This window comes from Micromonospora sp. M61 (genome assembly GCF_018070245.1).
GTDB classification, from domain to species: Bacteria; Actinomycetota; Actinomycetes; order Mycobacteriales; family Micromonosporaceae; genus Micromonospora; species Micromonospora zamorensis.
The window spans coordinates 62,670-80,210 of sequence record NZ_JAGPYA010000003.1; the positions used below are offsets into that span (position 1 = coordinate 62,670).

The following is a 17,541-nucleotide window of genomic DNA, read 5'->3' on the forward strand; positions in this document are numbered from 1 at the left end:
TGGCCGCTCGGACGGTGGGCAAGGTGGTCGTCGCCCGGCCCGGCTCAACGGCTGATGGAGTCGACGAGGCGTTCGGTGGCGAGGCAGCGTTCCTTTGCGTCACCGCTCAGCCGGGCGGTCCAGTCGGTGAGGCCGCCGTCACCGACCTCCAGGCTGCCGCCCAGGACAGTGATCCGCAGGGCGCACCCCGTGTAGTAGCCGCGACCGCGAGACCGCTCCGGTTCATCCACGAGCGGCACCGCACCCCCGTCGAGTGCCGGTCGGACGGTGTCGGCCAGCCGCTCTCGGACGGTCCGATCGTCGAAGGTGGTGACGTGCAGCTGAGGCGCGACGGCCGGCGCCAGCTCGGCGAGGACGGCCCGCCAGTAGGTGAGGTGTCGGACGAGCAACCGGGCCTGCGTGCCGCCCGAACCAGTGTCGCGGGCGCTGGACACTAGGGCGAAGAGCCGGAAGTGAGCCGACGCGTCGTTGCCGAAATCCTGCGCCCTCAGCACCCGATGGGCGGCGGCCAGGTGCACCTCGCTCTGTCGGCGGCGACGTACGGCCGCCTCGATGGCGAGGGCGTTGGTGGGATCGCTCAGTACCTCGCTGGCGCGCATCGTGGTGACGATCCTGTTCTGGCTGACCGGTGCGACCGCCGAGCAGGTGCCGACCGGTACGACCGGCGACAGTTCCACTCCGGCGACGTCGGCGGGCAGCAGTTGCCACATCCGGGCCTCCACCCGTGCGAGCGCGCGCGGGTCGGTGCGGGCGGGGCGGACGAAGCGGTCCTGGCGCCACCGTCGTACCGCGTCGGATGGACGCGCGGTCGCCGCCCGGTCGCGGGCCACGCTCAACAGCAGACTGCTCAGGTCTGCGCTGGACAGTCCGGTCAGCGCGGTCCGCGTTCCCACCGGCATCGCCGCCCACACCCGACGCTCCGCCCCGGCCAGTTCGCCGTCATCCATGGCGTCACCATGGCTCACTCGGCGCGTCCGATCCATCGGTTTTGCTGCGCGCCCGGTGAATCGTTTGCGTCATCAGCTCGACAGCGCCAGCCGGAGGCCCGCTCGCCCCGAACGCTCGTGCGGAGCGGCACACCGCCGCCTGCCCTCGATCACATGGTGGTCAGTAGCGGAAGTCGAGTTGTTCCAGCTGCTCACCATCAAGTGATCATGGAGTCCTGGTGGCCGGTCGTGCCGCTGCCTATGATCCACCGACAACGACAGTGACGGGGGATGCACGTGATCAATGCGATTTTCTTCGATGTCGGCGGGACGATTCTCGACGAGTCCCACGAGTTCGCCGCCTGGGCCGACTGGCTTGGCGTTCCACGGCACACGTTCTCGGCGGTCTTCGGTGCGGTGATCGCCCGGGGCCTGGACTATCAGGAGACGTTCCGGGCCTTCCGGCCGGACTTCGATCTCGCGGTCGAGTTGGAGCGCCGCGCGGCCGCCGGTCAGCCGGAGTCGTTCGGCGAAGAGGACCTCTACCCGGACGCACGACCGTGCCTGACCTCGTTGCGGGAGCAGGGTCTGGTGGTGGGCCTGGCCGGCAACCAGCCAGCGCACGCCGAGTCGACCCTTCGGGCGCTCGACCTACCTGTCGACCTGATCGGCACGTCGCACGGTTGGGGGGTGGCGAAGCCGTCACCGGCCTTCTTCGAGCGGGTCGTTCGTGAGGGCGGCGGTGACGCGTCGTCGATTCTGTACGTCGGCGACCGACCCGACAACGACGCCCGCCCGGCTCAGGAGGCCGGGATGAAGACGTGCCTGATCCGGCGCTCACCGTGGGGGCACATCCTCGACATGCCGGCCGTGTCCGAACGGTGCCTGTTCCGGATCGACTCGCTGGACGAACTCTCCACTCTGGTCGCGAAGCACAACGCGGCCGGCGGTTGACCCGCCGGCCGCGTGATCATGCGAGCGTGGTGGCCGCCCGGGGAGGGCGGCCACCAGCAGTGGGTCAGGAGAGGCTGCAGGCTCCGCCGTTGACCGTGATCAGGCCGGGAGCGGGGTTGGCGCCGCCGGCCGTCGTCGCGTTGAAGCCGAACGTCACAGTGCCGCCGGGTGCGATCTTGGCGTTGTGCGACTCGTTGCGCGCGGTCACCGTCGAGCCGGCCTGGGTGACCTTCGCCAGCCACGCCTCGCGGACCCGCTGGTCGCCGGTGAACGCGAACCGCACGCTCCAGCCGTTGACGGCCGTGGCACCGGTGTTGCGGATGGTCAGCTGGGCGGTGAACCCGGTGCCGCCCTGCCAGGCACCGTAGTTGGTGTAGTTCACCGAGCAGGTGGTGGCCGGCACCGCGCCGGCGTCACCCTGGTCGGCCAGGAACGAGGAGATCCAGGCCAGCGCCGAGTTCCAGTTGATCGCCACCTCGTTCGTCGAGTACGAGTTGATGTCGTCGACGTAGCAGAACATCGGCTTGCAGCCGGCGAGCAGTTGCGCCACGAACGGGTCCTGCAGGGCGGCGTTCGGGCCACCGGCGAGGGAGCCGGCGGGCGGTCGGGGCAGGTTCGGGTCGAGCTGGTGGCCGAAGATCCGGCTGTGCTGGTTCTGCGCGGCGTGCTCGCCCCACCCGGTGACGTAGGAGATGTTCAGGGCGTTGCGACCGAGGATGTAGTCCATGGCCTGAACGGCACCGTCCCGGTAGACGGGGTTGCGGGTCAGGTCGAACGCGGTGGCCAGCACCACGGCGTTGTTGATGACGTTGCTGTTGCCGCCCCAGAAGTAGCTGTTGGCGTCACCGGGCATCGGCAGCCCGTACGCCTGTCGGCGCAGCTCCGCGAGGTAGCTGTCGGCGGCGGCGGTGACCGAGGCGCGGACGCGGGCCAGGTCGGCGGCGGGCAGCCCGTTCGGCACTGTGGCCAGGTCGAGGCGGCCCAGCGCGGCAACGCTCTGCCAGCCGAAGCCGCGCGGGTCGAACACGTCACCGGTGTGGTGCGGCGACGCGGTCAGGTCGGTCACGTAGGTCTGCGCCCCGGTGGTGAGGTACAGCTCGGCCGCCGCCCAGTAGAACTCGTCGGTCACGTTCGTGTCGTCGTACGCGCCGCCGCCGGTGCCGTCGGTCGGGCTCGCGTACACCGTGGGGTGGGCCTTGGCCGCGGCGTAGGCCGTCTTCGCGGCAGTGCCGCAGCGGCTGGCGAACGCCGCGTCGTAGGGGGCGAAGAGCCGCGCGCACTGGGCGGCGGTGGCGGCCAGGTTGAGGGTGGCCGCGGTCGACGGCGGGTGCAGCTCGCGCGGCTGCGGGTCGTCGTGCGGGGCGAGCGGCAGCCCGGTCCAGTTCTGGTCGTGGATCTTGTGGTGGACCATGCCGGCGAGCGGCTTGCCGGCCGGCACCTGCATGCGCAGCAGGAACTCCAGCTCCCAGCGGGCCTCGTCGAGGATGTCCGGCACGGCGTTGCCGCGCTCGGGGACGCGCAGGGTGCTGTCACCCAGCGCGGCGCCGCCGGCCGCGGTGGCCGCCGTCCTGGTCCGCTCGAACGTGTTGAGCAGTTGGTAGGTGGCGATGCCGCCGTTGACCACGTACTTGCCGTGGTCGCCCGCGTCGTACCAGCCGCCGCGCACGTCCAGGGAGTAGTCGCAGACGCCCGGCTGGCAGGGCACGTTGGTGTCGCCCTGGTTGGGTGCCACGCCGAGGTGGCCGGCGGGGCGGGCGTATTCGTCGCCGATCAGGTCACCGTCGATGGCGATGCCGCTGCGCTGGGCGTAGAAGAACTGCAGCGAGTCGGAGCGCAGCTGGTCGTAGAGGGTCCCGGAGATGTCGAACGGGTGGCTGGTCTCGCCGTCGACGGTGAGCGTGAGCCCGGTGCCGGGGGTGCGGTAGTTGGAGAAGTCGACGGTCTGCACGTTCTGCCCCGAGGCGGCGTCGACGCCACGGGCGGTGGTGCTGCCGCTGGCCACGACGGCGCCGGCGGCCGAGCGAAGCTGCCAGGGCAGCGCCTCGGTGGCCTCGGTGACGACGGTGGCGTCCTTCGGGCCGCCCGGCAGGTAGCCGACCTGGTTGACCCGCACCCGTGGGCCGGTGTCCGGCTCGTACGGCTCGGGCGGCTCACCGCCGCGCAGCGAGACGTCGTCCAGGCAGATGGTCTGCGTCTCGGGAGAGCCGCCGACCTGGAAGATCAGTTGTGCGTTCGGGTTGTCGTCCGGGACGGTGAAGGTCTGCTCGACCCGCTGGGCGGTGCCGGTCGCGCTGGCGTCCACGGCCGCGTACGTCGTGTAGGGGGCACTGCCGAGTTGCAGCACGGCCTTGACCGCGGCGCCCGGGGTGGCGGAGACGGCGAAGCCGAGGGTGTATTCGGCGCCCGCGATCAGCGGCACCCCGTCCTGGCCGATGCCGGCGTCCCAGGGGTTGGCCAGCCCACCCGTGACGGTGGTGCAGAGCCGGCCGTCGGTGACCGCGAGAGGGCCGGTGCCGAACGAGAACCAGGGGCTCACTCCGGCGCTGAAGTCGCCGTTGTCGATCTGCTCGGGGGCGTCCGGTGGTGGGTCGGCGTGGGCCGCGCCGGCGCCCGCGCCGGTGAGGGCCAGGGTGGTCGCCGCGGCCAGCAGGAGGCGGCGTCGGGATGGCGTCACGGGGAGTCCTTCCGGGACGGAAAGTGGGACATTGGTGGTGGCACGGTGGGGCGGAAATGACCTGGGAGCGCTCCCAGGTGTCGGCTCGATGTTTCCAGTGCCGGTACGCCATGTCAATTGATCTGGTTGGATGGGTTTCAGCATCCGACGAGGGCGGTCAGCCCGACCGGCGTCCCCCGACGCGCCGCCATCCGGACGTGAGATTGGCCGCGCCACGCGCCGTCGTCCTGATCTCCTAGAGACAACTGCGCCCTTCGCCTGGCAGGCTGCCTCCCATGACCCTGAAGCTGCGTTCCGTGGGAACGAGCGACCGTGGGCTGATCCGCAGCGGGAACCAGGACGCCCTGCACGCCGGCACCTGGCTCGTCGCCGTCGCCGACGGCATGGGCGGGATGGCCGCCGGTGACCTGGCCAGCGCCCTCACCATCGACGCGGTCGCCCCGCTGGATGTGGAGACTCCCGAGGACGCGCTGGTGGCCGCGCTGGAGGGTGGCATCGCGCTGGCCACCTCCCGGATCCGGCAGGCGGTCGCCGAGGACTCCGAGCGGCAGGGCATGGGCACCACGCTGACCGCCCTGCTCTTCGCCCGTACCGGCAGCTGCCTGGCCCTCGCGCACGTCGGCGACTCCCGGGCCTACCTGTTCCGCGAGGGCGTGCTCAAGCAGGTCACCCGGGACGACACGTTCGTCCAGATGCTGGTGGACCAGGGCGTGATCACCGCGGACCAGGCCAGCAGCCACCCGCGGCGGGCGGTGGTCACCCAGGCGTTGCAGGGCGACGAGATCTCCCCGTCGTACGCGACGATGGTGCCCCGGGCCGGCGACCGCTGGTTGCTGTGCAGCGACGGTCTGTCCAACGTCGTCCGTCCGGACACCCTCACCGAGGTGCTCACCGGTTACCCGGAGCGGTCGGAGTGCGTCGGCAAGCTGATCGATCTGGCACTGCACGCCGGTGCACCGGACAACGTCACCGTCGTGGTGGCCGACGTCGTGGAGGAATAGGCCGGCGCTCAGCGCCGCCGTGGTGTGGCGCGGCGGGTGGGCGTCGCCGTTCCCGGATCCTCCGGCCACGGGTGCCGGGGATAGCGCCCGCGCAACTCGGAACGGACCTGCGGATAGCCGGTGCGCCAGAACGACGGCAGGTCGGCGGTCACCGCCACCGGCCGGCCGGCGGGGGAGAGCAGGTGCAGCAGCACCGGCACCCGCCCGTCGCCGACGCGTGGCGCCACCGACCAGCCGAACGTCTCCTGGAGTTTCACCGCGAGCACGGGCGCGGTCGGGTCGGTGTAGTCCACCCGGATCCGCGAACCGCTCGGCACCTCGATCCGCTCCGGGGCCAGCTCGTCCAAGCGGGCGGCCTGCGCCCAGGGCAGCAGCCGGCGCAGCGCCGACGTCACGTCCGCCCGCGCCAGGTCGGCGCGGCGCCGGGCGGCGGCCAGCTCCGGTCCCAGCCAGGTGGGTGCGGCGTCGAGCAGCGCCTCGTCGCTGACGTCCGGCCACGGGGCACCAAGATGGTGTCGGAGGAACGCGAGCCGCTCCCGCAGCGCCCGGGCCGCCGGGGTCCAGGGCAGCAGCCCCAGACCCTCCTGACGCAGGCCGGTCAGCAACGCCGCGGCCACCTCCGCGCGGTCCGGTCGGTCCAGCCGCCGCTGCACCAGCTCGATCGCGCCGAGCCGGGTCACCTCCCGGGCCACCACGTCGCCGTCGGACCAGCCGACCTCCCGACTCGTGCGCAGCAGCGGGCCGGCTGCCTCCCGGGCCGTCGCCTCGTCCACCGGCGAGGCCCGGCGGATCCGCGCCGACGGCGCGCCGGGGGTGCGGTCCGCGACGGCCACCGCCAGCCAGTCGGCACCGGCCAGCCCCGAACCGACCGCCAGCTCCGCGGCGGTCCCGCCGGTCATCAGGTACGCCGAACCGCCCGGTCGCCGCACCCGGGCCAACCGTTCCGGGTACGCCAGACCGACGAGCAGCCCGGCGGCGAGATCGTCGCTCAGCCCACCCGAGCCACCCCGGCCCACGGAGTCGGTGCGGCCGGCGGGCAGGGCGGCCCGTAGCCGTCGTACCTCGGTGCGCCACCGGGCTGTCGCGCCCGCGTCGACACCAGTTCGCAGTCGACGCCAACCGGCGACCAGGTCGTCACCGGGGCCCGCCGCGCTCTCCTCGGCGAGCAGGGCGACCACCTCGGCCGCCCGGTCGGCGCCGACCCGCCCGGCGCCGTCGAGCAGCGCCCGGGCCAGCCGGGGGTGTGCACCCGCGGCGGCGATCGCCCGCCCCCGCGTGGTGATCCGGCCGTCGACGTCGACCGCGCCCAGGGTGTGCAGCGTGTCCCGGGCCACCGTCATCGCGGCGGCCGGTGGGGCGTCGGGCAGCGCGAGCCCGACGCCGTCGGGCCGACCCCAGGCGGCCAGCTCCAACGCGAAGCCGGTCAGGTCGGCGGTGGCGATCTCCGGCTCGGCCCGGGCGGGCAGCCGCTCGTGGGTCGCCGCCGACCAGCACCGGTAGACGTACCCGGGGGCCTCCCGGCCGGCCCGGCCCGCCCGCTGGGTGGCGGCGGCTCGGGAGACCGGCACGGTGACCAGAGCGCCCAACCCGCGGGCCAGGTCGATACGCGGCACCCGGGACAGCCCCGCGTCCACCACGACCCGTACGCCCGGGACGGTCAGGCTGGTCTCGGCCAGCGCGGTGGCCAGCACGACCCGGCGTCGGTCCGCGGGACGCAGGGCGGCGTCCTGCTCGGCGCCGCGTTGGCGGCCGTGCAACGGAAGCAGCGCCACGGTGTCGCGCAGGTCGGCCAAGCGGCCGGTGACCCCCGCTATCTCGCCGGCCCCGGGCAGGAAGACCAGGACATCGCCGTCGCGCTCGGACAGCGCCCGCCGGACGGTGGCGGCCACGTGGTCGAGCAGGGCCCGGTCCACCGGCCCGGCCCCGGACGGGGCGATCGGGCGCGCCGGCGGCGCCCAGATCCGCTGCACCGGGTACAGCGCCGAATCGGCCCGTACCACCGGGGCGGGGGCGGACCCGCCGAGCAGCGCGGCGAACCGGTCGGTGTCCGGGGTGGCGGACATCGCCAGCAGCCACAGGTCCGGCCGGAGGGTGGCCCGCGCCTCGACGGTGAAGGCCAGCGCGAGGTCGGCGTCGAGTTGTCGTTCGTGGCACTCGTCGAGCAGCACGGCGCCCGTACCGGGCAGTTCCGGGTCGTGGTGCAGCCGCCGGACCAGCAGGCCGGTGGTGACCACCTCGATCCGGGTGGCCGGGCCCACCTTGCGCTCACCGCGGACCGCGTAGCCGACACGCTCGCCCACCCGCTCGCCGAGCAGCTCGGCCATGCGCCGGGCGGCGGCGCGGGCCGCCACCCGACGGGGTTGGGCGATCACCACCCGGCCGGTCACCCGGTCGGCCACGGCCAGCGGCGCCAGGGTGGTCTTGCCGGTGCCCGGCGGGGCCACCAGCACGCCGGCGCCGGCCGCGTCGAGCGCCGCGACCATCGCCGGCAGCACCGGGCGTACCGGCAGGTCCAGGGTTACGTCGGAGAGCACGGCCCAGTCTCGCACCGGCGTGGCTGCCTCAACGCCGACGGACCTCGCCGACGCCCCCCACGAAGGCCCGCCAGGCCGACGGCCCGAAGGCGAGCACCGGGCCGGAGCGGTCCTTGCTGTCGCGTACGGCGACCTGACCGTCGGCTGTCGCGACCTCCACGCAGTTGCCGTTGCCACTGCTGCGCGTGCTGGTGCGCCAGTCCGCTCGGGTCAGGTCGTGCGCGGTCATCCGGGATACCTCTCGTCTGCGTCGGCGTGCCGCAGAAGCGGTCACGCAAAGTTACGAGAAGCATGCTCAAGACGGGTCAGTGACGCCGTCGGATCGAGCGCCATCCGGCACAGCTCCTCGTGCAGAAGGCTATACCCGAGCACATGATCGCCATCCTCCAGAGCCAGTCCCATCGTGAGGTTATCCAGGTAAACCACCGAGGCGTCGGCGGCATCGGCGAAGTTGAGGATCACGTACGGGGTGCTCATCGCGGGATGGCCGCCAGTCGCGAATGGAAGTACCTGGATTGTCACGTTGGGTAACTGCGCGATCCGCGTCATGTGGACCAGTTGTTCGGCCATCACCGTTGCGCCGCCGACCGGGCGCAGCAGCACCGCCTCGTTGAGCACCACCGAGAGATGGACCGGATCCTCGTGACGCAGCACCTCCTGTCGACGTAGCCGGGCGGCGATCTTGCGCTCCAGGCCGTCCTCGCCGGCGGTGCGCCGGAAGATCTCCCGTGCGTACGCCTCGGTCTGCAGCAGCCCGGGCACCGACTCGGCCTCGTACGTGCGCAGCGTCGCCGCCTCGGCCTCCAGCCCGACGTAGAACTCGAACCACTCGGGCAGCACGTCGCTGTAGTTCTGCCACCAGCCGCGTTGCTGTGCGCCTCGGGCGATCTCGATCAGTGCCTCCGCGTCGGAGCCGGTCACCTGGTAGAGCGCGAGTGCCGCCCGGACGTCGCGCGGTTTGATGCCGATCTGGGCGGTCTCGATGCGGGAGAGATTGCTCTTCGACATGTCGAGCTGACGGGCCGCCACGTCGAGGGTCATACCCGCGCGTTCCCGGAGCTGGCGAAGCTCCCTGGCGATGCGTCGGCGGCGCACGGTCGGGCTGGTGGCGGATCGGGTGGGGGGAGCGGCGGTCACAGTCCGAGTCTGACAGAACAAGATCCGCAGGTCGCGCCTGCACGGAGTGCAACTTTCAAATCTGGGAGTTGCGTTGCAGTAGCAGTCGGTGCATCCTTTCCCGGTCGCGATCACTGTGGACACACCTGTGCGGGGAGGACCGTTGCTCAGCGCCGACGAGTTCTTCCTGATCGCACACAACGACAGTCGTGGCAAGGCCAAGCTGCACCCGGCGGCGACCGGGCTCGGGCTGGCCGCCGGGCTGCTCGGCGAGCTGCTCCTCTATGGACACATCACCGTCTCCGACGGCCGGGTCACCGTCATCGACCGCCGTCCGCCGGCTGACGCGCTGGCGCACACCGTGCTCGACCAGCTGATCGGCGAGTCCCAGCACCAGGAGCTGCGCATCTGGCTCAGCTTCCTGGCCCAGAGCGCGACCACCTCGGTGGGGGAGCGGCTGGCCCGCGCCGGCGTGCTGCGCCGCCAGGAGAGCCGTCGGCTGCTGCGTACCTCGGTCAGCTACCTGCCGATCGACCTCAACGCGGTGGCCTGGCCGGCCACCCGGCTGCGGGCCCTGCTGGAACGGCCGGACCCGCCAAGCGTGCCGGATGCTCTGCTGCTCGGCCTGGTCGTGGCGACGGGGCTGACCCGCGAGGTGCTGTGGAGCGCCGGCCCGCGCGCCCACCACCGCCTGAACGTCCTCATCCCCGCGCTGCCGGCACCCCTCAAGGAGCTCGTCGGGCACACCGAGGCCGCCGTCGGCGCCGCCGTGCTGCGCGGCCTCCCCTGATCCCCCCGGTAACCCCCTACCCCTCCCTCGACAACCGGAGTAGTCGTATGCGACCGACATCGACAGTCGACCGACCCAGCAACGTCTCCGAATCTCTGGCCCGAGGCCGCCTCGGCATCCCCTCGGTGATCTTCTTCGTGCTCTCCGCCGCCGCGCCGTTGACCGTGGTGGCCGGCGTCGTCACCACCGGCTACGGCGTCATCGGCGTGACCGGCATCCCGCTGGCCTTCCTGCTGGTCGCCGCGGTGCTCGCGCTGTTCTCGGTGGGCTACGTGGCGATGTCCCGTCGGGTGGAGAACGCCGGCGCCTTCTACGCCTACGTCTCCCGAGGTCTGGGCCGACCGGCCGGCGTGGCTGCGGCCTGGGTAGCGCTGACCGCGTACAACGCGCTCCAGGTCGGGCTGTACGGCACCATCGGCGTGGCGGCCGAGCCGGTGCTCGACCGGATCTTCGGCGGGCACCCGCACTGGTCGATCGTCGCCCTGGTGGCGTGGGCACTGGTCGGCGTACTCGGCCTGCTGCGGGTGGACATCAACGGCCGGGTGCTGGCGGCGCTGCTGGTCGCCGAGATCGTGGTCGTCCTGATCTTCGACCTGGGCCAGCTCGGCAACCCGGCCGGCGGCGAGGTCAGCTTCGCCGGGTTCGCGCCCGACAACCTCTTCGTGCCCGGGGTCGGCGCGGTGCTGGTGCTGGCCGTCCTCGGGTTCGTCGGCTTCGAGTCCGCCGTGGTGTTCAGCGAGGAGAGCAAGGACCCGAAGCGGACGGTGCCGCTGGCCACGTACCTCTCGGTGGTGATCGTCGCCGCGCTGTACGCGCTCTCCTCCTGGACCATGGCGGTCGCCGTCGGACCGGATCAGATCGTCAGCGAGGCCGGCGAGCAGAGCGTCGGGCTGATCTTCAACCTGGCCGCCGCGCACCTCGGTGACACCGCGGTCACCATCGGCCAGGTGCTCTTCCTGACCTCGGTGCTGGCCGCGATGATCTCCTTCCACAACACCACGGCCCGCTACGCGTTCGCACTCGGTCGGGAGCGGGTGCTGCCTGCGGTGTTCGGACGGACCTCGCCGCGCAGCGGCGCGCCACAGGCCGCCTCGGTGGCGCAGAGCGTGTTCGGCCTGCTGGTCATCCTGCTGTACGCGGTCAACGGCTGGGATCCGGTTGTCAAGCTGTTCTTCTGGGTTGGCACCACCGGCGGCTTCGGCGTGCTGCTGCTGATCGCCACCACCTCGGTGGCGGTGATCGCCTACTTCGCCCGTTCCGGCGGCGACGAGACGCTGTGGCGGCGGGTCATCGCACCCGTCCTGGCCACCCTCGCGCTCTTCGTGATCATCTGGCTGGCCGTGTCGAACTTCGCCAACCTGCTCGGCGTCGCGCCGGACTCCCCCCTGCGCTGGCTAGCGCCCGCCGTGTTCCCGGTGGTGGCCGTCCTGGGCATCAACTGGGCGCTGGTGCTGCGCCGTCGCCGTCCGGACACGTACGCCCGGATCGGCCTCGGAGCGGCGAGCGCTGCCGCTGCGGTCAAGCCAGAGGCGCCGGCCAGCGTGGAGGTGAACCGATGAGCATCGTCATCGAGCAACTCGGACCCGACGAGACCAGCCTGGTGGCCGGCCGGATCGCCGAGGCGTTCACCGTCCTGGAGGTGACGCGCTGGCTGGTGCCCGACCCGAGCAAGCGGGAGGCCGTGCTGGCCGGGGACTTCGAGATCCTGGTCGGGCACGCCATGCGGCACGGCTTCGTCCACGCCACCGAGGACCGGGCCGCCGTCGCGGTGTGGTTCCCGTCGGTCGGCGAGCCGGCTCCGCCGCCGGTGGACTACGACGCCCGGCTGGCTGCCGCCTGCGGCGAGTGGACCGACCGGTTCCAGCATCTCGACGAGCTGTTCGCCGCGCACCACCCGCATCCGGAGCACCACCACCTGGCCTTCCTGGCGACCCAGCCGGGCCGGCAGGGTCAGGGGCTGGGCACCGCGTTGATGCGGCACCACCACGCCTGGCTGGACGCCAACGCGATGCCGGCGTACCTGGAGGCGAGCAGCCCGCGCAGCCGGGACCTGTACGCGAAGAACGGCTACCTGGCCGGGGAGCCGTTCCGGGTGCCCGACGGCACGCCGTTCTGGCCGATGTGGCGGGAGCCGGTCAGCCGCTGACCGGACCGGTCCGCGCTGTCACGCTCGCGTGACAATGCGGACACGGAGGAGGGCCGGGTCCAATGGACCCGGCCCTCCTGTCGTGGACTGATCAGTACGTGCCGTCGAGCTGACCGCGCAGCTTGGTCAGCGCCCGGGTCAGCAGTCGCGAGACGTGCATCTGCGAGACGCCGATCTGGTCGGCGATCTGCGACTGGGTCAGGTTGCCGTAGAAGCGCAGCGTGAGGATCTTCTGCTCGCGCTCGTCGAGGGTGGCCAGTGCCGGGCCGAGGGCGACCCGCAGCTCGGCCAGCTCGAACTCGCTGTCCTCGCCGCCCAGCATGTCGCCCAGCTCGGTCGCGCGCTCGCCGTCGCCGGTCGGGGTGGACAGCGACACCGCGTTGTACGCGCGGGCGCCCTCCAGGCCCTCCAGCACCTCTTCCTCGGTGAGCTTGAGGTGGGCGGCGATGTCGGCGACCGTCGGCGAGCGGCCGAGGGTCTGCAGCAGCGAGCTGTTGGCGTCGGAGATGGCCAGACGCAGCTCCTGGAGCCGGCGGGGCACGCGGATGTCCCAGGTGCGGTCCCGGAAGTGCCGCTTGAGCTCGCCGATGATGGTGGGGATCGCGTAGCCGGCGAAGTCGACGCCGCGGGAGGGGTCGAACTTGTCGATGGCCTTGATCAGGCCGACCGCGGCGGTCTGGGCCAGGTCGTCGGTCGGCTCGCCACGCCCGCTGTAGCGGTGGGCCAGGTGGTTGGCCAGCGGCAGCCAGGCCTCGATCGCGCGGTCGCGCAGGGCGGCACGCGACGGGTGGTTGGCGGGCAGCGCGGCCATGGCGTTCAGCAGGTCGGCGGCACTGTCGGTGAGGGCGCGCGGGTCAAGCTTGGTGCTCGCCTTGGCAGCGGTGTTCGGCTGCTCGGTGATCGTTGAAGCGGTCATGGGTGGTCCTCCCTGCACCTCGTCCGCGGACAAAAAAGGTGTGACGCTTTGGTTTAGCTTCCTGTGGGCCGTTCGGGACCCACCTTAACCTGATCGTCTCGCGGAAATCTAGCCGAAAGGCTGATGTACTTAAGGTGTGTCGAACCACAAAAGGGGCGAACGCGGCGGAAGTTGAGAGGACTGTGAGGGTCCTTACCCATTTTCCGGCCATGCCTTGCCGCCCGGTCATCCCTCGGTTTCGATCGAACGGCCCTCGGCCCGCGCCGAGCGGTCAACATGAAATCCGACAATGGGGCAGCAGTGTCGACTATCCGTCCTTGTCCCGCCGGTGGGACCGGCCGTAGCGTCGGTGTACACACCCGGTTCGGAGGCACCGTGCTCGATCCAGCCGCTCCCCAGCTCGTCGTGAACAGTCGCACGCTCTACTTCAGCTGGCTGCCGGCGGACCCGGACGCGGTCGCCGCACTGGTCCCGCCCGGCCTCTGCCCCCGCCCCGACCGCCAGGTGTTCCTCAACCAGTACATCGTCGAAGACGAGACGCAGACCTCCGGCTTCGGCGCGTACACGCTGACCTACCTCGGCGTCTCACTGCTGGGCGTCGACGCCCCCGACGGCCTCAGCCCGGGCGGCTGGTGGACGCAGTACGTGGCCTCCAGTCGCCTGGTCCGTGAGTACGCTGCCGCCCGCGGTGCCCCGGTGCTCACCGGCCGCACCCGGATCGAGGTGAGCGGTGAGGAGCTGCTCTCCGAGACGACGATCGACCGGACGCCGTTGATCCGGGCACGGTGCCGGGTGGGGGAGACCGGCCACGCGATCAGCAGTGGGCACCACCGCTACTTCACCCGTCGGGACGGCCAGCTCCTCAGCTCGGTCTACCCGTTCATCGCCGAGCCGGTCGCCCCGTTCGAGATCGAGTCAGTGGAGTTCCTCCAGCCGGGGCACCCGACGTACGCGCTCCGCCCGGACAACCCACTGACCATCGGCTTCGGCTACTACTCGCCGCGCTCCTCGTTCGCCTACCCCGGTGGGCTGAGCGTGCACCCGACCGTCGCCACGGCGCCGGAGCCGGCCCGAGCGGTTCACCACGTGCCGGCCAGCCTCGCCCGCAGTGGCCTGCCGTCCGGGTCGTAGACCAGCCGGTACACCGGCAACGCCCAGGCCCGGGTGAACCAGGGCAACCGCTCGGGGCGGTGCGGGCGCAGCCGTCCGGGCGGTCGCTCGCCCACCTGGCCGTCGTCGTACCACCGCTGGAGTGCGTCGGCGGCGGCCGTGACAGCCGCGACCGCGTCGGCCGGGTCGAGCAGGTCGGTGTCGTCCGCGCCGGCCGGGTCACGGTCCAGGTGCTCGCGCCAGAGCCGCAGCCGCAGGTCCCGGGCATAGGTCCGCGCACCGTCGCCCTGGCCGGCCGGGTCGGTGGGCTCCCGCTGGTCGCGGGTGTCGTCGAGCACCGCGCAGGACAGCTCGCTGTCGTGCGTCCAGGACCGGCGGTTGAAGTTGTCGCTGCCCACGCTGGCCCAGACGTCATCGATGACGCACACCTTCGCGTGCACGTAGACCGGGTCGCCGGCGTGGTTCTCGACGTCGAACACGTGCACCCGGTCCGGTGCGGCCCGTTCGCACAGCGACAGCGCCTGCTCCCGCCCGACCATGTTCGGTGGCAGCGCCAGCCTGCCGTCCACGTCCGGGTGGCGGGGCACCACGGCGACCAGGTGCAGCTCCGGGTTGTCCCGCAGGGCGTGCGCGAACAGATCCGCGACCTCGGCGGACCAGAGGTACTGGTCCTCCAGGTAGATGAGCCGGCGGGCGCGGCGTACCGCCTTGGTGTAACCCCGGGCCACGGTCCGTTCGCCGTCGGGCGCGAACGAGTAACGCGGGCGGACGGCGGGGTAGGTGCGCAGCACCTGGATCTGGTGCGGACCGCACGGCGGCGGGTCGGCCGGTTGCTCGGGCAGCGGGTCAGGGCGGAGGTCGGCACCGCGCAGCCGATCCCGCAGGTAGGCCATCGGGTTCTCCGAGTCCAGTGGCATCGGATCGGTCCAGCGTTCCCGGAACAGGGTGTCCAGAGCGCCCACCACCGGACCCCGCACCGCGAGCTGCACGTCGTGCCAGGGCGGGTTGGGCCCGTAGCGGGGGGACATCTGCACCGGCTGCGGGTCGCCATGATGATCGGCGTCGTCGCGGCGGCTGTGGCACAGGTCGATGCCGCCAGCGAACGCGATGTCCCGTTCCGGTGCGCCCTGGTGTCGCAGCACCACGAGCTTCTGGTGGTGCGACCCGCCGCGCCGGACCCGCTGGTCGAGCAGCACCTCGCCGCCGGCTGCCGAGATCGTCTCGCTGAGGTCGCGGTTCTCCGCCTCGCTGTAGGCCAGCACGTCGAGGTGTGAGCGCCAGATCAGCCCCTTGACCACCACACCGCGTTGGGCGGCCTGGGCGAAGAGCTGGGCCACGGTCGGGCCGTCCGGGCGCAGCCGCTGGTCCGGGTCGCCCCGCCAGTCGGTGAAGAACAGGTGGTCGCCGGGGCCGAGAGCCTCCACCTCATCGACCAGCCGGTCGAAGTAAGCGGCGCCGTGAATCAACGGCTCGGCGAGGTTTCCCCTGGTCCAGACGGGTAACCCAGACACCGGGTTGGCGCGTTCCTCAGCGGTGAGGAACCAGTCCTGCAACGGCAACGTCCAGCCCCCCTGGAGGTCGGCAACGTCCTCACGGTAGGACCCCCGACGCGGGTCCGCATGCCGGGCCGGCAGACCGGCCCCTGGTCAACGCCATCGGAAGCGACGTGACAACAGCCGAGGAGGCCACACCATGCCCCGCGACACGACGAATCCCGTGACCGAGTACCGCGAGCCGGCGGTGGAGAGCGAGCGGGGTGCGCTGGTAGCGGTGTTGGTGATGGTGATTCTGGGCGTCGCTGGGATTTTTGCGGTCTCCTGAGGCGGCGCCGGCGCTCCCGTGGTGAACCGGGGGCGTCGGCGCCGATCTCAGTGGTGACGCGGGGTCAGGGCCGGGTGCCCTGACCGCCGGTGTGCGGCAGTCGCTCGGTGGGGATCACGCCGAGCCGGCCGGCCTGGAAGTCCTCGAATGCCTGGAGCAGCTCGTCCCGGGTGTTCATCACGAACGGGCCGTACTGTGCCACCGGCTCCCGGATCGGCTGGCCGCCCATGATGTAGAGGTCCAGCGCGGGGGTGTTGCTGTCCTGCGTGGTGTCGGCGCTGAACCGCAGCGCGTCACCCGGGCCGTGCACCGCGAGCTGACCGGTACGCACCGGCCGCCGGTCGGTGCCGACCGTGCCACGACCACCCAGCACGTACACCAGGGCGTTGAAGTCGGGCTGCCAGGGCAGGTCGACCTGCGCCCCCGGCTGCACAGTGACGTGCGTGATGGTGATCGGGGTGAAGGTCGACCCCGGGCCCCGGTGCCCGGCGACCTCGCCGGCGATGACCCGGATCAGCGCACCGCCGTCGGGCGTGGTGAGCAGCGCCGACTCCCGACCACGGATGTCCTGGTAGCGGGGCGGGTTCATCTTGGCCGAGCGGGGCAGGTTGACCCAGAGCTGGGTGCCGTGGAACAGCCCGCCGCTCATCACCAGGTGCTCCGGCGGCGCCTCGATGTGCAGCAGCCCGCTGCCCGCCGTCATCCACTGCGTGTCGCCGTCGGTGATGGTGCCACCGCCGCCGTTCGAGTCCTGGTGGTCGAAGACCCCGTCGATGATGTAGGTGACGGTCTCGAAGCCGCGGTGCGGGTGCCAGGGGGTGCCCTTCGGCTCGCCCGGCGCGTAGTCGACCTCGCCCATCTGGTCGAGGTGGATGAACGGGTCCAGGTCGGTGGTCGACACCCCGGCGAAGGCGCGACGGACCGGGAAGCCCTCACCCTCGAAGCCGGTGGGCGCGGTGGTCACCTTGCGCACCGGGCGGAAGGTGGTGGACCCCTCCAGCCGGGGCAGGCGGGGAAGGACGAGGACGTTGTCAACGGTGATCGCGGGCATCGAGGGCTCCTAGCTCGTGGCGTGGGTGGTCGAGCCGGCCCGGGACGCCCGCAGGCGGTCACCGATCCGGCCGAAGACCCGGGTGAGGCAGGCGACCTCGGCGTCGTCGAGGTCGTCCATCAGGTAGGTGCGCACCGACGCCAGATGGTGGGGTGCGGCATCCCGCAGGGCGAGCAGCCCGGCGGCGGTGAGGACCGCCTCGCTGCCGCGTCGGTCGTCCGGGCAGGGCTCCTTGCTGACCATGCCCCGGCGCTGCATGGAGGAGATCTGGTAGGTCAGCCGGCTGGGCGAGAAGATGAGCCGGCTGGCCAGCTCACCCATCCGCAGCCGCTGCCCCGGTGCCTCCGAGAGCAGGACCAGCACGTGGTAGTCGGCGAAGCTGAGATCGCTCTCGGCGCGCAGGTCCTCTTCCAGCTGCGTGTAGAGACGCTGGCTGGCCTCGATGTAGGCGCGCCAGGCGGCCTCTCGGGTGCTGTCCAGGCTCTCGGTCATGCCCATGACG

Annotated in this window: 16 protein-coding genes; 7 read left to right on the forward strand and 9 right to left on the reverse strand. The window is 72.0% G+C overall.

The features are described from left to right. Positions 1-44 precede the first annotated feature (44 nt). Positions 45-947, reverse strand: a complete 903-nt coding sequence (locus KBX34_RS02550; RefSeq protein WP_210923048.1) for a hypothetical protein — start codon at positions 945-947, stop codon at positions 45-47. 276 nt (positions 948-1,223) lie between these two features. On the opposite strand from KBX34_RS02550, the gene KBX34_RS02555 reads away from it, so the two are divergent. Next, positions 1,224-1,880 (forward strand): HAD family hydrolase, encoded by a 657-nt coding sequence (locus KBX34_RS02555; RefSeq protein WP_145791459.1) that lies wholly within the window; start codon positions 1,224-1,226, stop codon positions 1,878-1,880. A 64-nt stretch (positions 1,881-1,944) separates the two neighbouring features. Here KBX34_RS02555 and KBX34_RS02560 read toward each other — a convergent pair whose 3' ends face one another. Continuing rightward, the gene (locus KBX34_RS02560) at positions 1,945-4,554 is read right to left on the reverse strand and encodes a glycoside hydrolase family 9 protein (RefSeq protein ID WP_210923050.1); all 2,610 of its coding nucleotides are present in this window, start codon (positions 4,552-4,554) and stop codon (positions 1,945-1,947) included. Between the two features lie 275 nt (positions 4,555-4,829). Here KBX34_RS02560 and KBX34_RS02565 point away from each other — a divergent pair, with 275 nt between their 5' ends. Beyond that, positions 4,830-5,555: a PP2C family serine/threonine-protein phosphatase gene (locus tag KBX34_RS02565; RefSeq protein ID WP_141908726.1), complete on the forward strand. Its 726-nt coding sequence runs from the start codon at positions 4,830-4,832 to the stop codon at positions 5,553-5,555. An 8-nt stretch (positions 5,556-5,563) separates the two neighbouring features. Here the strand turns inward: KBX34_RS02565 and hrpB are convergent, their stop codons facing one another. Genes hrpB through KBX34_RS02580 form a run of 3 tightly spaced genes read right to left on the reverse strand, consistent with a single transcriptional unit; the run spans position 5,564 to position 9,184 of the window. Next, positions 5,564-8,089, reverse strand: coding sequence for an ATP-dependent helicase HrpB (gene hrpB, locus KBX34_RS02570; RefSeq protein WP_210923165.1), 2,526 nt, complete (start codon positions 8,087-8,089; stop codon positions 5,564-5,566). Between the two features lie 28 nt (positions 8,090-8,117). Beyond that, the gene (locus tag KBX34_RS02575) at positions 8,118-8,318 is read right to left on the reverse strand and encodes a DUF397 domain-containing protein (RefSeq protein ID WP_088947295.1); all 201 of its coding nucleotides are present in this window, start codon (positions 8,316-8,318) and stop codon (positions 8,118-8,120) included. Positions 8,319-8,359: 41 nt separating this feature from the next. Next, positions 8,360-9,184 carry a helix-turn-helix transcriptional regulator gene (locus KBX34_RS02580; RefSeq protein ID WP_307871313.1) on the reverse strand — a complete coding sequence of 275 codons (825 nt, stop codon included), beginning with the start codon at positions 9,182-9,184 and terminating at the stop codon, positions 8,360-8,362. 184 nt (positions 9,185-9,368) lie between these two features. On the opposite strand from KBX34_RS02580, the gene KBX34_RS02585 reads away from it, so the two are divergent. Genes KBX34_RS02585 through KBX34_RS02595 form a run of 3 tightly spaced genes read left to right on the forward strand, consistent with a single transcriptional unit; the run spans position 9,369 to position 12,141 of the window. Then, positions 9,369-9,995 carry a GPP34 family phosphoprotein gene (locus KBX34_RS02585; protein ID WP_141908727.1) on the forward strand — a complete coding sequence of 209 codons (627 nt, stop codon included), beginning with the start codon at positions 9,369-9,371 and terminating at the stop codon, positions 9,993-9,995. Positions 9,996-10,042: 47 nt separating this feature from the next. Continuing rightward, positions 10,043-11,554: an APC family permease gene (locus tag KBX34_RS02590; RefSeq protein WP_210923054.1), complete on the forward strand. Its 1,512-nt coding sequence runs from the start codon at positions 10,043-10,045 to the stop codon at positions 11,552-11,554. Beyond that, the gene (locus KBX34_RS02595) at positions 11,551-12,141 is read left to right on the forward strand and encodes a GNAT family N-acetyltransferase (protein ID WP_088947299.1); all 591 of its coding nucleotides are present in this window, start codon (positions 11,551-11,553) and stop codon (positions 12,139-12,141) included. The genes KBX34_RS02590 and KBX34_RS02595 overlap by 4 nt, the downstream gene beginning before the upstream one ends. Before the next feature lie 91 nt (positions 12,142-12,232). On the opposite strand, the gene KBX34_RS02600 is transcribed toward KBX34_RS02595, so the two are convergent. Continuing rightward, the gene (locus KBX34_RS02600) at positions 12,233-13,057 is read right to left on the reverse strand and encodes a SigB/SigF/SigG family RNA polymerase sigma factor (protein ID WP_088947300.1); all 825 of its coding nucleotides are present in this window, start codon (positions 13,055-13,057) and stop codon (positions 12,233-12,235) included. Between the two features lie 375 nt (positions 13,058-13,432). On the opposite strand from KBX34_RS02600, the gene KBX34_RS02605 reads away from it, so the two are divergent. Beyond that, a complete protein-coding gene (locus KBX34_RS02605; RefSeq protein ID WP_210923056.1) occupies positions 13,433-14,188 on the forward strand; it encodes a hypothetical protein in 756 nt (251 codons plus the stop codon). Here the strand turns inward: KBX34_RS02605 and KBX34_RS02610 are convergent. After that, on the reverse strand, positions 14,137-15,726 hold the full coding sequence (locus KBX34_RS02610; protein ID WP_210793122.1) for a phospholipase D-like domain-containing protein: 1,590 nt from the start codon (positions 15,724-15,726) through the stop codon (positions 14,137-14,139). The two genes, KBX34_RS02605 and KBX34_RS02610, sit on opposite strands and share 52 nt — an antisense overlap. A gap of 133 nt (positions 15,727-15,859) precedes the next feature. Here KBX34_RS02610 and KBX34_RS33960 point away from each other — a divergent pair, with 133 nt between their 5' ends. Then, complete coding sequence (locus KBX34_RS33960) at positions 15,860-15,988, forward strand: hypothetical protein (RefSeq protein ID WP_255508778.1); 129 nt, start codon at positions 15,860-15,862, stop codon at positions 15,986-15,988. Positions 15,989-16,052: 64 nt separating this feature from the next. Here the strand turns inward: KBX34_RS33960 and KBX34_RS02615 are convergent, their stop codons facing one another. Both KBX34_RS02615 and KBX34_RS02620 read right to left on the reverse strand, forming a co-directional pair. Beyond that, entirely contained in the window at positions 16,053-17,039 is a 987-nt protein-coding gene (locus KBX34_RS02615) for a pirin family protein (protein WP_210793121.1), read from the reverse strand. A 9-nt stretch (positions 17,040-17,048) separates the two neighbouring features. Continuing rightward, entirely contained in the window at positions 17,049-17,531 is a 483-nt protein-coding gene (locus tag KBX34_RS02620) for a MarR family winged helix-turn-helix transcriptional regulator (protein WP_088951608.1), read from the reverse strand. Positions 17,532-17,541 lie beyond the last annotated feature (10 nt).

Excerpts from the sequence above, each read along its gene's own strand:
- KBX34_RS02550 (WP_210923048.1), bottom strand. The coding sequence starts at position 947 with ATGGATGACGGCGAACTGGCCGGGGCGGAGCGTCGGGTGTGGGCGGCG.
- KBX34_RS02595 (WP_088947299.1), top strand. The coding sequence starts at position 11,551 with ATGAGCATCGTCATCGAGCAACTCGGACCCGACGAGACCAGCCTGGTG.
- KBX34_RS02620 (WP_088951608.1), bottom strand. The coding sequence starts at position 17,531 with ATGACCGAGAGCCTGGACAGCACCCGAGAGGCCGCCTGGCGCGCCTAC.
- KBX34_RS33960 (WP_255508778.1), top strand. The coding sequence starts at position 15,860 with ATGCCCCGCGACACGACGAATCCCGTGACCGAGTACCGCGAGCCGGCG.
- KBX34_RS02575 (WP_088947295.1), bottom strand. The coding sequence starts at position 8,318 with ATGACCGCGCACGACCTGACCCGAGCGGACTGGCGCACCAGCACGCGC.
- KBX34_RS02600 (WP_088947300.1), bottom strand. The coding sequence starts at position 13,057 with ATGACCGCTTCAACGATCACCGAGCAGCCGAACACCGCTGCCAAGGCG.
- KBX34_RS02615 (WP_210793121.1), bottom strand. The coding sequence starts at position 17,039 with ATGCCCGCGATCACCGTTGACAACGTCCTCGTCCTTCCCCGCCTGCCC.
- KBX34_RS02565 (WP_141908726.1), top strand. The coding sequence starts at position 4,830 with ATGACCCTGAAGCTGCGTTCCGTGGGAACGAGCGACCGTGGGCTGATC.
- KBX34_RS02590 (WP_210923054.1), top strand. The coding sequence starts at position 10,043 with ATGCGACCGACATCGACAGTCGACCGACCCAGCAACGTCTCCGAATCT.